Consider the following 15,906-nt stretch of genomic DNA (forward strand, 5'->3'; position numbering starts at 1 on the left):
AATTTGTTATTACGACATCGTATGTACTATTCGACATTTCAAATGAAATCCCTACATTTCCAACTCAATACTTACCTTAATCCGAGTTTATCATAAAGCGAAACTTTAATCATAGGGGGGTATTATCCTTCACCAATCGGGCTTTTACGGGCAAGTTGATCTCCCACCTAACTTCCTCGCATGTGCCGAATTTTCAAGTGGGGTTCTTATTGTCCGTTAAGGCTTGATAAAACCGATACACAATGACAAAACATACAGCTCCAATTAACAAGTCATGAATGTGATAATTGAGCGTAACTTCAACCGCCTCTTGTAAAGTAAACCAAATGACCGAAAACATTATAATAAATAAGAAAATACGAATAACTCGTTTCAAACTTTCAATTCCTTCCTCTTACATGATAGTAAAGAATAAGTTCTTTCTATTCATTCGTACTAGAAAGTGAAACAAATTATTCTCAATGACATAATTCAATCCAAACTAAAAAGTACACTACTTTTGAGTAATGTACTTTTTTCCATATTAAGACGCAGGCTTCGTTTCAAACGTCGCTTGATTCAAGCTAATGACTTTTCCTTTTGGGTCATTGTTTTCAAACTGAGCTGCGGTAATCGTATGACTACCTGTCTCAAGCGTCTTTTCTTTTAATTGTACTGTTGTCTGTGTTGTACTAGTTACTTGATGTTTATCTGCAAATATTTGATCTACAAATACAAATGTTTCTTTATCGTTTTGAAAATTGGAAAGTTCTAATTCGACTTGCTGAATTAAAGTATCCTTTTTTATGAATACAGTTGGTATATTGCCATTTTCAGAAGTACCATCTGGAGTAGTTACTTTTACTTTCCCTTCTCCGATTGGCACTGCTCCTTCAGGAAATACGACCATATTCTCATCACTTGCATTTACAACTTGTTCTTCCTGGTTTGACTGTGCATCCTCTTTTTCCTTTGGAGTACCACAGCCTACTAATAACAATACAGACAATCCAGCGATTATGAATTTCTTCAAAATTCATTCCCCCTGTTATTTCATTATAATTTATTATACAAAAATAACTTCTTGATTTTAAAACTAGTTTTTAACACTTTCATGAACAAATATTAGCTTGCTCACGATTACTGTACCATACTTTCATTTTAAGAACATTAATTTTTTAAAAGAAATAAATAGTAATTCCACTCTATTCATCATTTTAGCCCAATTCACTAAAAAAATATCCATTCAAAATAAAAAGACATTGTCATTTCAATGTCTTTTCTACATAACATTTAGAAAATAAATGTTGTAATCTCATCAACTTCTTTTCGAGAAAGTTTCTTCGGCTTATCTTTCGGAAACCCGAGTGAAATTACCATATTAATTTGTTTTTGAGGCTCAATTTGTAAATATTGTCGCAGTTCATCTTGAGCTAATAATACAGGTCCTGTCATTGGACAAGTACCCAGTCCTCTCGCATGTGCAGCCAACATTAAGTTTTGTGCTGCTAAACAGCTACTCTTAATTCCTTCCTCTTCCCATACTGAATCCGGAACGAAGGCAATTGGATCAAATATCTTTTCACGAAACTTTGATTCATATGGTGTTGCCAAACATACGATTAATACTGGCGCCTCAGAGAAAGCTGTCGCATATGGACCGAAAGAACGTGTAAGTAATTTCCCTGCTTTCTCTTCTCCATTTTCTGCTGCTTTTGCTGCAAGTTTATGTAATGCATCCCATGTCATTTGTTCAATTTCTTTAATTTTCTCTCGGTTCATAATGACCAAGAACTCCCACGTTTGTGAGTTCGTATCACTCGGTGCATAACGAGCACAATCAATAATTTCTTTTATATCACTAGTGGATACTTCTTGTTCTGTAAACTTTCTAACACTTCGTCTACCGTGAATTACTTCTTTAAAATCTTCATAATTCATATATTAAATCCCCTTTTTACAGCGTTTTCAAAACTTGTCCTATGGTTGAATTATATCATGAAAAAAAGCTGGGGGAATACCAGCTTTTTCCCTCATTATTAATTTGTCACTTTAAACAAACTAATACTTTCTTCATATGCAGCTTGTAGTTTTTTCGTAATTGGTCCTCTTTCGCCGCTTCCAAACTTCTCATCACCAATTTGAACAACAGGGAATATTTCAAGTGGTGTCGCTGTAAAGAAACATTCGTCAGCCTCGTATACTTCTTGCAATGAGAATTCACGCTCTTCTACTTCAATATGTAAAGCTTTCGCTAATGTAATAACGTAGTGACGAGTAATGCCGTGTAGAATGAAATTATCGGCCGGATGTGTAATTAATTTATTATTTTTCACCATAAAGAAATTCGAATGACACCCTTCTGTTACAACTCCATCTCGTACTAATATCGCTTCTTGATACCCTTGCTCGTTTATTTTATTTTTAATCATGATATTAGGTAGAAGGTTTAAAGATTTTATATGACAGAACTTCCAGCGTATATCCTCTTCTACAGTAACCTTTATTCCTTGTTCCATAGTAGCGGTAGGTCTTGGAAACAAAACAATATTCGCAAAATATGTTGGCTGTAAATCTTTTTCATACACATGATTTCGAGCTTGAGCTCCACGTGATATTTGAAGATACACATTCCCATCCTCTTGAAATTGATTTCTTTCAATCATTTGATGAAGTTCTTCAACTAACTCTTCCTTTGTAAACGGCGGAACAATATTTATTTCCCTCATAGATTTAAAAAAGCGTTCCAAATGTAAGTCTAATAAATGAGGCTTCCCATCGTATAGCCTAAATACTTCATATATGCCATCACCAAATTGGAGTCCTCGCTCTTCCAACGCAACCATCGGCTGTTCTTCCTTCGTATTCACAATTCTTCCGTTAAACAAAATCCAATCTTTATGAGTAGCTTTCATTCCTTTCCACTCCTTTATTCCATGATTGGTTTTATTGTACAACTTATCCACACTTAAAAGAAGGAATTTTCTGTATTTAACTAAACAAAAAAAGTACATCACCTATTTAAAGTGATGCACTCAACCATTCATTTATTTCAAAAAATATTTTTCAATATCATCTAGCATTAAGTTTGCAGCTTTAATACCGCCTGCTGTATTCCAAATTACTTCATCCACTTGGAATACTTTATTGTCTTTAGAAGCCTGCAGCTGCTTAAAGAGTGGGTCTTCTGTCCATTCTTTTGCTAACGTGGTTCCTTCGTTATTCTTATCTGCATCTTTATCAGATGTGAAGTAGAATATGTAGTCCCCATCCATATTCGGAATTTGCTCTTTTGTAATTCCTTTTATCGCAAACTCATCTTTATCTTGTAGTGGTGGTCGCTTAAATCCAATATCATTTAAAACAGCACCTGAGAATGAGTTTTTCTGATAAATACGAACGTCACCTGGTACGAAGCGAATAATAGAAACTTTAGAATTCAATTTATCTCCTAACTTCTCTTTCATTCCTTCAATACGCTTTTTATAATCTTCAAGAGCCTTTTGCCCTTCTTTTTCTTTATTTACAGCTTTTGTATAGAGTGTAAAGTTTTCTTTCCAATCCCCGCGCAATGTTTCAGCGTACACAGTTGGCGCTATTTCGTTCAATTGCTCATATATTTTTTCATGACGCATTTTATTCCCGATAATTAAATCTGGCTTAAGCTTCATAACTGCCTCTAAATTAATATCACGCTCAGTACCTACAACTTTCGTATCTTTTAAATCTTTCGCTAAATGAGGATACCATTCATCACCAGCACGTGGTTTTGTAGTTCCAACTGGTGTTACTCCGACAGCTAAAAGCGCCTCCGCACCCTCATTTGTTAAAACAACTACTTTTTTAGGTGTACCATTTACTGTTGTTTCACCCATTGCATGCTTTACAGTATACGAATCTTTTGCTTTAGCCGATGTATCATTTTCTTTTTTCTCTTCTTTGCTACACCCTGCGATTATTACCATAAGTATCATAATGCAGAACATAAATATTTTTTTACTATGTACCATATGTCCTCCCTAGATGAAATCGATTATCATTAACAATTAAAGATTAATGTATATTACATACATTGTCAATGTATATCAGAAAACTTTTTCAATATATACATTTTAGATTCTATCCGCTATTCAAATGTTTATTTTTAAAATAAAGTGTATAAGTATGAAAATAATAAACGTTCTTAAAATGCGTATCTACGTTATACATAAATACGCATTCATATTACATTATAAACTCATTTCCTAATATTGATTATATTTAATATATGATGGATCATTATACACCCATTGATTTCCACCAAGGTTCAACCAACCGTTTTGATTAATATATACTAAATAAGATTCTGGATTATTTAATTTACGAATAACTGAAGAAGATGTTGATGGACCACTTCTTAAATTCACATTCGTTCCTTGTATATATGCGACACCAATTGCACTTCCATCGCTATTGCTCGCCTTTACAAAATTAATGTACGAAGGGTCATTATACACCCATTGTCCATTTCCTAAGTCTAACCATCCGTTACTTTCCTGATATACGACATACGATTCTGGGGAGTTTAGTTGACGAATAACCGAAGAAGACGTTGATGGACCACTTCTTAAATTCACATTTTTCCCAAGGATATAAGCAATCCCCTTCGTTTGTGGTGTTGGCTGAGGATTTGGAGGTTGTGGATTTGGAGGATTCGGATTTGGAGCTACTCCAAAAATAGCTGCTATTCCGTTTGCATATGCTTGACTTAGATCTTCGATAAATTGTGGATTTTTCAATAAATTAGCATCAAATGTTGTATCAATAAAAGCAGTCTCAGTTAAAATTGCATCCATTGCAGTCTCCCTTAGTACCGCATAATTTGCTTTTTTTGCCCCTCGATCACGAAGACCATATTTTGTTAATACAGGATTGACTGCTGCATGCATTTTTTGTTGCTTTTCATATGCGGAACTACTATTAGATAGCGCATTGTAAATATAACTTTCAAATCCAGTGCCACCGCCACTATTAATGTGAAATGAGATAAAATAATCTGCACCAAATGAATTAGCAATATTAGCACGTTCTGATAAAGAGATAAATACATCACTATCACGTGTCATTTTAATATTGATTGGGTAATTTGCAGATAAAATATCTCGCACACGTCTAGCAATTTGAAGTGTTAACTCTTTTTCCACTAACCCATTACCAACAGCACCAGAATCATATCCACCATGCCCTGCGTCTATAACAAGTTTCATATATCTTTTTCATTCCTTTCTTTATTGTAATAAGCTTTCATTTCTACTCGTCCTATTTTATGTTAATTGTACAAGTTCCGTTACAAGTACAAATAAAAAAACCCCCTTATGTAAGGCGGTTTCTATCGCTTTGCTTTAGCCAATTTAAAATGAATATATACGATTGATAATGGATGTAACGTATGCAAAATAAAAGAAATAAAAGAAATATCCCACCGCCGCTATATAGCAACCCAAACTTCAAAAAGATGTTCAAAAGAGGTGGGAAATACGTTATGTTTTGCAATACAAATAGCATACAAAACAAAATTACAAACACGGGTATATATTGTAATTCATATGGTCTTCTCTTCTTATACATTCTTTTCCGAATAAAAGTCTGGCATAGTTCTGCTACTATAAAACAACCTCCAACTAATACAAGACCAGAAGTTATCGTCATACGTCCACCTACCTTATATTCATATCAACACCTAATCAATATTCACTATATTTTCTTTACATATATTCCATTTTCCTCAATAAAACCAGATCCCTCTATGAAAGATTTAGCTTGTTCCGTAAACATCTCTTGCAATACTTTTATTTCTTTCACATTTCTCTGTTTCATCATTTCTTCAAATGTAAAATACGTATTTGTCCCGTATCCATAACCTTGATAATCAAAATGAATAATTAACTGTGACAAAATAGCACTCTCTTCTTGAACGCTATAATCTATTACACCAATATATGTATCATCAACCTTTACACAATACTGAACCTTTTTCTCATCTAAGCTGTGTGAGTGAAACATTTCTTTTACAGCGCTTTCATTTTCTGTATTTACTTTCTCAAACGTAATCATATGTTGTCCATCCTTTTACTATTATTGTATCAATAATAAATGCAATTTATGAAAAAAACCTTAAGATCGAATGCGACCTTAAGGTTCTTTATTAAACTAAGCTATACGCACGCTTTGTTTCTTCGTGGAACTTATTCGTATCGTATTTATGCTCAACATAAATTTGATGCCATACCATAAACGCAAGTACAGTCCAAATTTTACGGCTATAATCGCCTTTATCTGCACAATGTGCTTCCAGTAAGTTTAATACATACTGTTTTTCGATTAAATGCTCAGTTTTGCTTTCTTTAATAATATTTACAGCCCAATCGTGCATTTCATCTTTTAACCAATGACGAATTGGTACTGGGAATCCAAGCTTTTTACGATCTAACACGTGATCCGGAACAATTCCACGAGCAGCTTCACGTAATATAGCTTTCGTTGTGCCGTTTGCAATTTTAAATTCTGTCGGAATTTTAGATGCAACGTCAAATACTTCTTTATCTAAGAACGGTACACGAAGTTCTAATGAATTTGCCATCGTCATTTTATCAGCTTTTAATAAAATATCGCCGCGTAACCATGTGAACATATCAATGTACTGCATTTTACTTACATCATCATAATCTTTAATTTCGTTATACAATGGTTTCGTGATATCCATATAGTTAACACTTTCATCGTAATACTTCATTAATTCAGCTTTCTCTTCTTCACGGAAGATTTTCGCATTTCCATAGTAACGCTCTTCGATTGGCGTACATCCACGCTCTAAGAAGCTTTTTCCTTTAAACCCTTCTTTAAGAGCACCACTTAATGCCTTTAGAACACTCTTTCCTGGGCTAGGAATGTAAGAGAACATTTTTAACGAGTTTGGCTCACGATAAATGTTATATCCACCAAATAGCTCGTCTGCACCTTCACCAGAAAGAACAACCGTTACATGTTTACGCGCTTCTTTCGCAACGAAATACAATGGTACAGCTGCTGGATCCGCTAAAGGATCATCCATATGCCAAATGATTTTTGGGAACTCATCCATAAATTCTTGCGCTGTAATGAATACGTTATGGTTTTTAACTCCTAATTTCTCAGCAGTTTCTTTCGCAACATCAACTTCACTGAAACCACGTTGTTCGAAACCAATAGAGAATGTTAATAGATTTGGATTCATTTCTCTTGCGATAGAAGCAATAATAGATGAATCGATACCACCAGATAAGAAAGAACCTACTGGTACATCACTACGCATATGTACTTTTACAGAATCGTATAATACATCACGAATTGCTTGGATATGCTCCTCTTTCGTTGCACTTGAAGCGTTGAAATAAGGATTCCAGTAGCGATGGATTTCCATCTCTTTACCGATTTCTTTTACGAAGTAATGACCAGGCTCAATTTTGTTAACATCAATTGTTAATGTTTCTGGTTCTGGACCATATTGGTACGTAAAGTAGTGTTGTAGTGACTTTGGGTTTACCCCTTTGTCTTCCATTACATGCATAATACTTTTCTTCTCAGATGCGAAGAATGTAGTATCACCTTGTTGTGCGATGTATAAAGGCTTAATACCGAAGTGGTCACGTGCACCGAAAAGTGTCTTTTCTTCACGATCCCAAATCATAAATGCGAACATACCACGAAGGTAGTCTACACATTTTTCTTTCATATGTGCATACAATGCAATGATAACTTCTGTATCAGATTGTGTAGCAAAAGTTGCACCTTTTTCAAGTAACATTTCACGTAGTTCTACATAATTGTAAATTTCACCATTAAAAATAATTACATATCGATCATTTTCATAAGTTAGCGGCTGATGTCCTGCCTCTAAGTCAATGATACTTAAACGGCGGAAGCCAAATTGTACATGTTCATCACGAAAATATCCTTCGTCATCTGGACCGCGGTGGAAAATCATCGTGTTCATATTTTCAAATTGATGTTTTTCTGTTTCTGAAAACTCTCTAGGGTTTTCACATAAACATCCTACAAAACCACACATACTTCTTACCCTCTTTCAGTTTTCATTCTGTCTCAATACTACTATATCAACCCTATTTATACTAGCATAATCAACTGAATATGGCGACCAAAAACTATAAAAAACTCACTCCATTTCACATTTTTAACATTTTTTTATGAAAACATGAAAACTAGGCACTCACCTTTCTCCGCTTTTGTCATATGATATTGCAAATTGATTTCTAGGAGGTAATACCATGAGTGAAGAAAAAAAAGATTCTTCTCGCCCACCGGTTCGTAATTATTTAAAACAAATTGATGATTTTTTCGAACAAACACCTCTTCGTGGCGTAATTGCTGATTTAAATCATTTTTTCCAAAAAGGAAACCGTTTATTAACATTCCCAGTAGATTTATACGAAGTTGGTGACGAACTCGTCGTTACAGCCGAACTACCAGGTATACAAAAAGAACAAATTCAAATTGAAATACAAAGCGAATACTTAAAAGTCTCTGTAAAAGAAGATATACTTGAAGAGACGGAAGAAGAACAGACATCTCATAACTATTATCGCCGAGAACGTTCCATTTCAGAAGCGTCAAGAATTATTAAGTTACCATATTTAATTAATAAAAAAGCAACGAAAGCTTCTTATCAAAACGGTGTATTAGAAATTCGCGCACCGAAATTACCACAACAGCATGACATATTATCCATAGACTGAATACTAATAAAAGAAGGGTGCTTAGCACCCTTCTTTTTAATCAGCTAATCGCTTCATATCACGTATAATATCTTCGTATGGCGTATTGCTAATGCCGCTATATTTTTTCATTACTTTTCCATTTTGATCGACTAAGAAAAATGATGTACCGTGTATTACTTGCCCATTCTCTGGTTTATCTACAAGCGATTGGAAGTTATCTTTTGAAAACTTTGTAATATCCTCCAGTGAATAACCTGTTAACAAGTTCCAGTTACTTGTATCTTCTGTAAACTTTTGAATGAATGCTTTCAAATTTTCTGGTTTATCAAGTTCAGGGTCTACACTAAACGAAACAAACTGAACGTCTAATTTCTCTTCCTTAGCCATTTTCTGTAATTTCGCCATATTAGCAGTCATTGGCGGACAAACCGTTTGACAGCTTGTAAACATGAAATCAGCTACCCAAACTTTCCCTTTTAAATCTTTTGTACCAAACGGCTTTCCTTCTTGATTTGTAAATTGGAAAGTTTCTAAATCCCAGTTTAACGGTTTACGTAATTTTGACCCTGAACTGCTACAACCTGCAAGTACAAAGAGACAAAATACAACCATAAGACCAATTAACTTTTGATAACGCTTCATTATTAAACCTCTCTTCTCTATCCTTAATTTATGTAAGTTATGTATATCATAACAAAAGTAAACACTATGAGAAAATTGTTTACATCATTTGTTCACGAAATCGTACGAATTTACGTATGTTACTTCTTTATTTCAAGCGAATTACTAGACAAAATATATTTTACTACTATTATTTCTCTAACCATTATTTGCGAAACGAAGTTCATTGTTAAATTTGTAAATAAATCCCCTATTTTTTTACAATTGCTTAAACATTAATCCATGTTAAACACTGTATTCCTTAACAACATTTCGGTACAATACAACTACAACGATTTTAAATGAGGTGATGTTCATGGCAAAGCGCTATGAAAATATGGATAATGCAAGTACAAAAAAATCAATTCGCTCCTTCTTACGTTGGCGTAAAGAGAGAAAGCAAAACAAAAAAGACTTTTCTTTTCTAGTAGAACAATCACCTGTTAAACAAAGTAAATTTCTACTAAATAACTTTGAAAAAACGACTGTCACATGGATTGGTCATTCAACTTTTCTCATTCAAACGAACGGCTTAAATATTTTAACAGATCCAGTATGGGCAAATAAATTAAAGTTAGTTCCACGACTTACTGAGCCAGGGCTCACTATAAAAGAACTACCTAAAATCGATATCGTTCTTATTTCACACGGTCATTACGATCATTTAGACTTTTCATCTCTTCGTCAACTAAATGATGATGCCTTATACCTTGTTCCTATTGGGCTAAAAAAATTATTTACTCGTAAAAAATTCACCAATGTTGAAGAATACAACTGGTGGGAAAGTACAACAATTGATGAAGTCTCTTTTCACTTCGTACCTGCCCAGCACTGGACGAGAAGAACATTATTTGATATGAACACCTCTCACTGGGGAGGATGGATCATTGATAATATGACTTCTTCAGAAACCATTTATTTTTGTGGTGATAGTGGTTATTTCCAAGGATTTAAAGAGATCGGCAAACATTTTTCAATCGATATTGCACTTATGCCAATTGGTGCCTATGAACCAGAATGGTTTATGAAAGTGTCTCACGTTTCACCAGAAGAAGCTGTGCAAGCCTATCTAGATATAAAAGCTACACATTTCATTCCCATGCACTACGGTACTTTTGCTTTAGCAGATGAAACACCAAGGGAAGCAGTAACACGACTACGAAATAACTGGAATTTACGAATGCTACCGTGGGAACAGCTACATGTTCTCTTTTTAGGTCAAACTTTCACTTATAGCCCTATTGTCCCAGTTAAAGAACCAGTAAAAATCACAGAAACTTCTCATGTATAATAGTACTAATTTTTGCGAGTAATTTATCATATACTTTAAAAAATTGAAAAGGGTGTTTTCCATGAAAGATTATTTACAGACTCGCTATATAATTAGCGGTAGCGCCTGTATTGCCCTTCTCATTTCTTATTTTCTGTCCTGAAATAATAAAAAAGCTACTTGAAAATTCATTTCAAGTAGCTTTTTTATTACTCTGCTAAATACATAAAACCAATTGCTCCTGGTCCTGTATGAGTACTGATAACTGGTGTTGTATAGAAAATCTCTGATTGAGTGAATCCATTCACTTTTTCAACAGCAGCTTTTACACTTTCTGCTAAAGGAATTGCTTTAGCATGTGGAATCGCAACAGCTTTCACCACTTTTCCAGCAGTATCTTCCTCGAATAGTTTAGCCAACGTTTTTACAATCTGCCCTTGGCTACGTACTTTCGTTACCGGATTATATACGCCGCCTTCTAAACTTGCAATTGGTTTAATATTAAGTAAAGAACCAATAAGTGCCTTACCTTTACCGATGCGTCCACCTTTTACTAAGTTTTCTAATGTATCTACGACAACATATAAACGAGTATTCTTTCTTACTTCATCAATACGTTTTAAAATATCTTCTAGTGAGCATTCTTCTTTTGCCATTTTTGCCGCTTCAATTACTTGATATGCTAAAGCATGTGTAATAAATTGAGAATCAACAACTGTTACTTTTGTATCTGTCATTGATGCAGCGCTATTCGCTGTTGCGACAGTACCGCTCATTCCACCTGTCATATGAATGGAAAGTACTTCACTTCCATCTTCGCCTAGCTTGTCATACATTTCTACAAATGTACCCATAGCCGGTTGTGATGTTTTTGGTAATTCTTCTGATTTAATCATTTCTTCAATAAATTCATCCGGTTGCAAATCTACACGATCTAAGTATGTTTGTCCATTTACAGAAATAGATAATGGTAAAACATGAATATCATACTTCTCAATTATATCTTTTGATAAATCTGCCGTTGAATCTGTTACAATTTTAATTTTTTGCATATTATATTCTTCCCTTTCCAATACGCTCTCCCTGTTATTATACTAGCATTCCCGATGCTTTCAACAATTTCGAATGAATTTCACCAAATTAATTATATTTTTATACCTAAAATAAAAAAGACAGAGCCTATCTAACTCTGTCCCTGCTGTGTATTATGCATTCTTTTCAAGAGTATTTGTCTTATATACATTTGAATAATCATTCCACTTCAAACAACTTTGTAAATATTCACGGAAAGAGTACGAGAATCTTGGGTTTTTATGTTTTTGAATTTTTGCAATAAATAATTGAAGACGAGACTGAATTAGAAACGCTAATGGATGCTGTGTTTGTAGGACAGGGATTTCAAATATTTTAATACAATTCCCTGTTGCATGAGTGAAATAAAAACTTTTCGTAATCACAATATCAATCCTCTTTTTCGTTGGATTTTTGAACTTCCTCCACTTTATTCTTTAACACGTTTTTTAGTGTAGGTTTCCTATGAATACTAAAATATCCTTAAGCTGCCCCATTTAGAAGTTAATACTTCATTTATATCCACCTAATTCGAACCCTGTCCTATATATCCTTTGAGACGGGAGTCTTATTACCCATATATAGCTTGATAACTTCAGTATAAACTTATAAAAATGAAAAGTTTGTCTAAATTTTGGAGATTCTATAATTTTTTCCTTCTATATATTGTATACAATTATAGCTAGAGTATAACAAATAAATTAAAAAGTGCCTTTATAACGAGGCACTTTTCGACTGTATTTCTTCTTCTCTTTTCTGTTTTCGTTTACTAACTATCTTTGATAAAGCGATACTGATTTCATAAATACAAATAAGCGGTACCGCTACTAAACTATGTGATAAAAAATCTGGCGGTGATATACATGATGCAATTATAATCAACACGACATAAGCATATCTTCTTATTTTCTGAAGAAATTCTGCCGTTAGAAGACCTATACTCGTTAAAAACATAACAACTACAGGTAATTCAAATATAACAGCAAACGGAACTGTTAAATTTAATACAAAATGAAAATATTTTTCCGTTGTAAACATCGTATTAAACATCTCATTACCAATTGTAGTTAGGAAATGAAATAAAAATGGCATGACGATAAAATAACCGAAAGATAGGCCTGCTATAAATAATATAGACAATACCGGTATATACATTAATGTCATTTTTTGTTCATTGGGATGTAAACCTGGTTTTACAAATAACCAAATTTGTATCGCAGCAAAAGGAATTGTACAAACGATAGCAAATACTGTAGCAATCGAGAAAAAAATCCACAACACATCACTTGGACCGAGAACAGTTAATTTCATTGGTAAATCTTTTACAAGCCAAAAATAAATATCCTTCGTAAAAGTAAATCCAATAATTAAAAATAATACAAAGGATAATACTGTATATATTACTCGTTTGCGAAGCTCAACAATATGTTCTACTACGCTCATTTCCCGATCTTCCATCTCGTTCACCACACTTTATTTATCCATTCCGAGAAAAACTTCAGCATATTCTTTTATTTATTTATTTTTTTCTTTCTCTTGAAATGCCTCATCAGTCAATTCTTTTGTTGATTTTTTAAATTCTTTTAGCGTTTCCCCTAAAGCTTTCCCAATTTCCGGTAACTTTTTTGGGCCAAATAAAATTAACACTGCTACTAAAATTAAAATTAACCCTGGAAAGCCAATATTTGAAAACATTTCCCCATCCCCTTCATAAGTAGATTCCTTGTCCTACTATTCCATAAGTTCATTTTGTCAAAAAATTTCGTAAACGTCAATGTATCCGTTGTCTTTTGTCAAAAAAATTCGAAAATATAATCAATTGAATATCATTTTCTATTCCTTTTGTATATGATATGGTTAAGGAAAATATAACTTATCTCAATACAGTGAAAGGAATTAACATTATGACGCAAAAAATTAAAAGAATGACCCAATTTGTAAAAGAAGAAATTGCGAATGCAATTACCCATGGTATCGGTGCCATTTTAAGCATCCCTGCCTTAATCATATTAATTATTCATGCTTCCAAACATGGCACAGCATCTGCTGTTGTTGGTTTTACCGTTTATGGCGTAAGCATGTTCCTTCTATACTTATTTTCTACACTGCTACATAGTATCCATCATCCAAAAGTAGAAAAGTTATTTACCATTTTAGATCACTCCGCCATATATTTATTAATTGCCGGCACGTATACACCATTTCTACTCATTACACTGCGTGGCCCGCTCGGTTGGACTTTACTCGCAATTATTTGGACCCTTGCGATTGGTGGAATTATTTTCAAAATCTTCTTTGTTCGTCGCTTTATTAAAACATCAACATTATGTTATATCATTATGGGTTGGCTCATCATCGTTGCCATTAAACCCCTTTATGAAAATTTAACCGGTCACGGCTTCTCACTACTATTAATAGGCGGCATTTTGTATTCTGTCGGAGCTATATTCTTCCTTTGGGAAAAGCTTCCGTTCAATCATGCCATTTGGCATCTCTTCGTACTAGGCGGTAGTACAATGATGTTTTTCTGCGTACTGTTTTATGTCTTACCCGCAGCATAAAAAAAGTTTCAGCTTGTTTAAGCTGAAACTTTTTTATTACTTATGTAATTGAGATGCAATAATATCTTTTGTATGCTGGGTTAACTCTTTAGCATCCATACTTGCATATTCTTCAGGTGTAATTGGCTTAGAAATTATTAATGTTGCATGAGCTGGTTTCATACGATTTCCATTAGCCTCAAACATCTTATATGTACCATCTAAAGTTACTGGTAATATAGATACGCCAGATTTTACAGCAAGGTGAAAACTCCCTGCTTTAAACTCACCGATTTCGCCACCCTTACTTCTCGTTCCCTCTGGAAAAATCACGATAGAATGCCCGCTCTTTAACAGTTCAATTCCATCTTTAATTGCCTTAAGAGATTGACGGCGATCGCTGCGGTCCATGAACACACAATTCATTAGTTCCATCCATGTTGGTACAACCGGAAACTTTTTAATTTCCGCTTTTGAAACGAATCCAATTGGCTTATTTAAGTAACCTAGTAAAACAGGAATATCCATATTACTTTGATGATTACTTACAACTAGCACCGGCTTGTCTTTTGGAACATTTTCAAGTCCCTTTACTTCTACAGTCGATCCAGTTACACCCACCATTTTCTTACCAAACCAGTTTGTTGTTTTATACACAACACTATCTTTTTCTTGCGGTGACATCGCATTTGCTTTTCTTTTTATACGCCACAACCTTGGTGTAATCGCAATTACGATTAAAATTAAATAAAAGATTTTAAAAAACGTTTGAATCATACAGAACCCCCACCTATTATCATTCCGACCTTCATTATACTAGACAAACGAAGGAAAAAGAAGAAAAAATGTCCAAACAACAAGTGTTTGGACATTTTGAAGTTTTCTATATTAGAAACGTTTTGCTAATTCGCGTGCATTTACAATTGCTGCTTCTTTAATGTCTTGTGCTTTTTCAGGATTTGCATTCATTCCCTCGACTGCAATATATTCAGTGTCTGATACACCCATGAATCCTAATACCGCATTTAAGTGATTGCGACCGAAGTCCATAGATGCGTATGCTCCTTCAGAGTAAACGCCGCCTGTAGCTTGAATATGAAGTGCTTTTTTGCCTTCTAGTAAGCCAACTGGACCATTTTCAGTATATTTGAATGTTTTACCTGCGATTGATAAGTTATCTAAGTATGCTTTCACTACTGCTGGGTAGCTGAAGTTCCACATTGGAGTCACGAATACATAACGATCTGCATGCATAAATGTTTCTAAGTTATTGTTCATTGCTGCAACTTTTTGTTGCTGATTTTCACTTAAAGTTTCGAATCCTTCGCCTGCTGCAAATTTCCCCCAAGCAGCAAATACGTCTGCATCGATTGCTGGTACAGTTGTATTGAATAAATCAATTGTTACAACTTCGTCTTGTGGATGTTCGTTTTTATATGCTTCGATGAAAGCTTCTCCTACTGCCATACCGAAAGAACCTTCTGCTGAATTTGGATTTGCTGTAATAAATAGTACTTTTGTCATTGTATTAGCTCCCTTTTACACATTTTATCTTTAATTTGAGATTTATAATTTTAAAGTAAATAACTTACCTTATGTAAGTATAATACAAAAAGTTATGTTTGATGTCAAT

At 34.0% G+C, this 15,906-nt stretch carries 19 protein-coding genes; 3 read left to right on the forward strand and 16 right to left on the reverse strand.

The features are described from left to right. Positions 1–193: 193 nt before the first annotated feature. The 9 genes from JFU20_RS04155 to asnB all read right to left on the reverse strand — a co-directional run bounded on the left by JFU20_RS04155 (position 194) and on the right by asnB (position 8,065). On the reverse strand, positions 194–340 hold the full coding sequence (locus tag JFU20_RS04155; protein WP_374222319.1) for a hypothetical protein: 147 nt from the start codon (positions 338–340) through the stop codon (positions 194–196). A gap of 183 nt (positions 341–523) precedes the next feature. Further along, the gene (locus JFU20_RS04160; RefSeq protein WP_002065200.1) at positions 524–1,012 is read right to left on the reverse strand and encodes a putative periplasmic lipoprotein; all 489 of its coding nucleotides are present in this window, start codon (positions 1,010–1,012) and stop codon (positions 524–526) included. Positions 1,013–1,272: 260 nt separating this feature from the next. After that, positions 1,273–1,920 (reverse strand): nitroreductase family protein, encoded by a 648-nt coding sequence (locus JFU20_RS04165; RefSeq protein WP_002012699.1) that lies wholly within the window; start codon positions 1,918–1,920, stop codon positions 1,273–1,275. A 98-nt stretch (positions 1,921–2,018) separates the two neighbouring features. Beyond that, positions 2,019–2,894 carry a D-amino-acid transaminase gene (dat, locus tag JFU20_RS04170; RefSeq protein ID WP_002165885.1) on the reverse strand — a complete coding sequence of 292 codons (876 nt, stop codon included), beginning with the start codon at positions 2,892–2,894 and terminating at the stop codon, positions 2,019–2,021. Between the two features lie 132 nt (positions 2,895–3,026). Then, positions 3,027–3,989 (reverse strand): ABC transporter substrate-binding protein, encoded by a 963-nt coding sequence (locus JFU20_RS04175; protein ID WP_002127211.1) that lies wholly within the window; start codon positions 3,987–3,989, stop codon positions 3,027–3,029. 234 nt (positions 3,990–4,223) lie between these two features. After that, positions 4,224–5,225, reverse strand: coding sequence for an N-acetylmuramoyl-L-alanine amidase (locus JFU20_RS04180; protein ID WP_201038364.1), 1,002 nt, complete (start codon positions 5,223–5,225; stop codon positions 4,224–4,226). Between the two features lie 106 nt (positions 5,226–5,331). Then, entirely contained in the window at positions 5,332–5,667 is a 336-nt protein-coding gene (locus tag JFU20_RS04185; protein ID WP_078176649.1) for a hypothetical protein, read from the reverse strand. A 45-nt stretch (positions 5,668–5,712) separates the two neighbouring features. Further along, positions 5,713–6,072 carry a GNAT family N-acetyltransferase gene (locus JFU20_RS04190; protein WP_002012705.1) on the reverse strand — a complete coding sequence of 120 codons (360 nt, stop codon included), beginning with the start codon at positions 6,070–6,072 and terminating at the stop codon, positions 5,713–5,715. Between the two features lie 91 nt (positions 6,073–6,163). Beyond that, on the reverse strand, positions 6,164–8,065 hold the full coding sequence (gene asnB / locus JFU20_RS04195) for an asparagine synthase (glutamine-hydrolyzing) (protein ID WP_002012706.1): 1,902 nt from the start codon (positions 8,063–8,065) through the stop codon (positions 6,164–6,166). A gap of 217 nt (positions 8,066–8,282) precedes the next feature. Between asnB and JFU20_RS04200 the strand changes: the two genes are divergently transcribed. Beyond that, a complete protein-coding gene (locus JFU20_RS04200; RefSeq protein ID WP_002012708.1) occupies positions 8,283–8,750 on the forward strand; it encodes an Hsp20/alpha crystallin family protein in 468 nt (155 codons plus the stop codon). 36 nt (positions 8,751–8,786) lie between these two features. On the opposite strand, the gene JFU20_RS04205 is transcribed toward JFU20_RS04200, so the two are convergent. Then, positions 8,787–9,374, reverse strand: coding sequence for an SCO family protein (locus tag JFU20_RS04205; protein WP_002012710.1), 588 nt, complete (start codon positions 9,372–9,374; stop codon positions 8,787–8,789). A gap of 334 nt (positions 9,375–9,708) precedes the next feature. Here JFU20_RS04205 and JFU20_RS04210 point away from each other — a divergent pair, with 334 nt between their 5' ends. Continuing rightward, a complete protein-coding gene (locus tag JFU20_RS04210) occupies positions 9,709–10,683 on the forward strand; it encodes an MBL fold metallo-hydrolase (RefSeq protein ID WP_002012711.1) in 975 nt (324 codons plus the stop codon). Positions 10,684–10,871: 188 nt separating this feature from the next. On the opposite strand, the gene JFU20_RS04215 is transcribed toward JFU20_RS04210, so the two are convergent. The 4 genes from JFU20_RS04215 to JFU20_RS04230 all read right to left on the reverse strand — a co-directional run bounded on the left by JFU20_RS04215 (position 10,872) and on the right by JFU20_RS04230 (position 13,428). Next, entirely contained in the window at positions 10,872–11,714 is an 843-nt protein-coding gene (locus JFU20_RS04215) for a DegV family protein (protein WP_033707617.1), read from the reverse strand. A 153-nt stretch (positions 11,715–11,867) separates the two neighbouring features. Next, the gene (locus JFU20_RS04220) at positions 11,868–12,119 is read right to left on the reverse strand and encodes a DUF2535 family protein (RefSeq protein WP_002012715.1); all 252 of its coding nucleotides are present in this window, start codon (positions 12,117–12,119) and stop codon (positions 11,868–11,870) included. Between the two features lie 328 nt (positions 12,120–12,447). Then, positions 12,448–13,191 (reverse strand): twin-arginine translocase subunit TatC, encoded by a 744-nt coding sequence (gene tatC / locus JFU20_RS04225; protein ID WP_012260868.1) that lies wholly within the window; start codon positions 13,189–13,191, stop codon positions 12,448–12,450. Positions 13,192–13,248: 57 nt separating this feature from the next. Further along, entirely contained in the window at positions 13,249–13,428 is a 180-nt protein-coding gene (locus JFU20_RS04230; RefSeq protein WP_002012719.1) for a twin-arginine translocase TatA/TatE family subunit, read from the reverse strand. Between the two features lie 209 nt (positions 13,429–13,637). On the opposite strand from JFU20_RS04230, the gene trhA reads away from it, so the two are divergent. Next, entirely contained in the window at positions 13,638–14,294 is a 657-nt protein-coding gene (gene trhA, locus JFU20_RS04235; protein WP_002085872.1) for a PAQR family membrane homeostasis protein TrhA, read from the forward strand. Between the two features lie 36 nt (positions 14,295–14,330). On the opposite strand, the gene JFU20_RS04240 is transcribed toward trhA, so the two are convergent. Next, positions 14,331–15,050, reverse strand: a complete 720-nt coding sequence (locus JFU20_RS04240) for a lysophospholipid acyltransferase family protein (RefSeq protein ID WP_002165888.1) — start codon at positions 15,048–15,050, stop codon at positions 14,331–14,333. 111 nt (positions 15,051–15,161) lie between these two features. After that, positions 15,162–15,797, reverse strand: coding sequence for an FMN-dependent NADH-azoreductase (locus tag JFU20_RS04245; protein WP_002012622.1), 636 nt, complete (start codon positions 15,795–15,797; stop codon positions 15,162–15,164). Between the last annotated feature and the right edge of the window lie 109 nt (positions 15,798–15,906).

Origin of the sequence: Bacillus sp. TH30, assembly GCF_016650875.1 — a bacterium.
Lineage (GTDB): Bacteria > Bacillota > Bacilli > Bacillales > Bacillaceae_G > Bacillus_A > Bacillus_A mycoides.

Bases quoted from the DNA above. Each gene is read 5' to 3' on its own strand.
- JFU20_RS04240 (WP_002165888.1), bottom strand. From the start codon at position 15,050: ATGATTCAAACGTTTTTTAAAATCTTTTATTTAATTTTAATCGTAATT.
- dat (WP_002165885.1), bottom strand. From the start codon at position 2,894: ATGAAAGCTACTCATAAAGATTGGATTTTGTTTAACGGAAGAATTGTG.
- JFU20_RS04215 (WP_033707617.1), bottom strand. From the start codon at position 11,714: ATGCAAAAAATTAAAATTGTAACAGATTCAACGGCAGATTTATCAAAA.
- JFU20_RS04245 (WP_002012622.1), bottom strand. From the start codon at position 15,797: ATGACAAAAGTACTATTTATTACAGCAAATCCAAATTCAGCAGAAGGT.
- JFU20_RS04165 (WP_002012699.1), bottom strand. From the start codon at position 1,920: ATGAATTATGAAGATTTTAAAGAAGTAATTCACGGTAGACGAAGTGTT.
- JFU20_RS04190 (WP_002012705.1), bottom strand. From the start codon at position 6,072: ATGATTACGTTTGAGAAAGTAAATACAGAAAATGAAAGCGCTGTAAAA.
- JFU20_RS04175 (WP_002127211.1), bottom strand. From the start codon at position 3,989: ATGGTACATAGTAAAAAAATATTTATGTTCTGCATTATGATACTTATG.
- JFU20_RS04230 (WP_002012719.1), bottom strand. From the start codon at position 13,428: ATGTTTTCAAATATTGGCTTTCCAGGGTTAATTTTAATTTTAGTAGCA.
- asnB (WP_002012706.1), bottom strand. From the start codon at position 8,065: ATGTGTGGTTTTGTAGGATGTTTATGTGAAAACCCTAGAGAGTTTTCA.
- JFU20_RS04155 (WP_374222319.1), bottom strand. From the start codon at position 340: ATGTTTTCGGTCATTTGGTTTACTTTACAAGAGGCGGTTGAAGTTACG.
- JFU20_RS04200 (WP_002012708.1), top strand. From the start codon at position 8,283: ATGAGTGAAGAAAAAAAAGATTCTTCTCGCCCACCGGTTCGTAATTAT.
- JFU20_RS04185 (WP_078176649.1), bottom strand. From the start codon at position 5,667: ATGACGATAACTTCTGGTCTTGTATTAGTTGGAGGTTGTTTTATAGTA.
- trhA (WP_002085872.1), top strand. From the start codon at position 13,638: ATGACGCAAAAAATTAAAAGAATGACCCAATTTGTAAAAGAAGAAATT.
- JFU20_RS04180 (WP_201038364.1), bottom strand. From the start codon at position 5,225: ATGAAACTTGTTATAGACGCAGGGCATGGTGGATATGATTCTGGTGCT.
- JFU20_RS04210 (WP_002012711.1), top strand. From the start codon at position 9,709: ATGGCAAAGCGCTATGAAAATATGGATAATGCAAGTACAAAAAAATCA.
- tatC (WP_012260868.1), bottom strand. From the start codon at position 13,191: ATGGAAGATCGGGAAATGAGCGTAGTAGAACATATTGTTGAGCTTCGC.
- JFU20_RS04205 (WP_002012710.1), bottom strand. From the start codon at position 9,374: ATGAAGCGTTATCAAAAGTTAATTGGTCTTATGGTTGTATTTTGTCTC.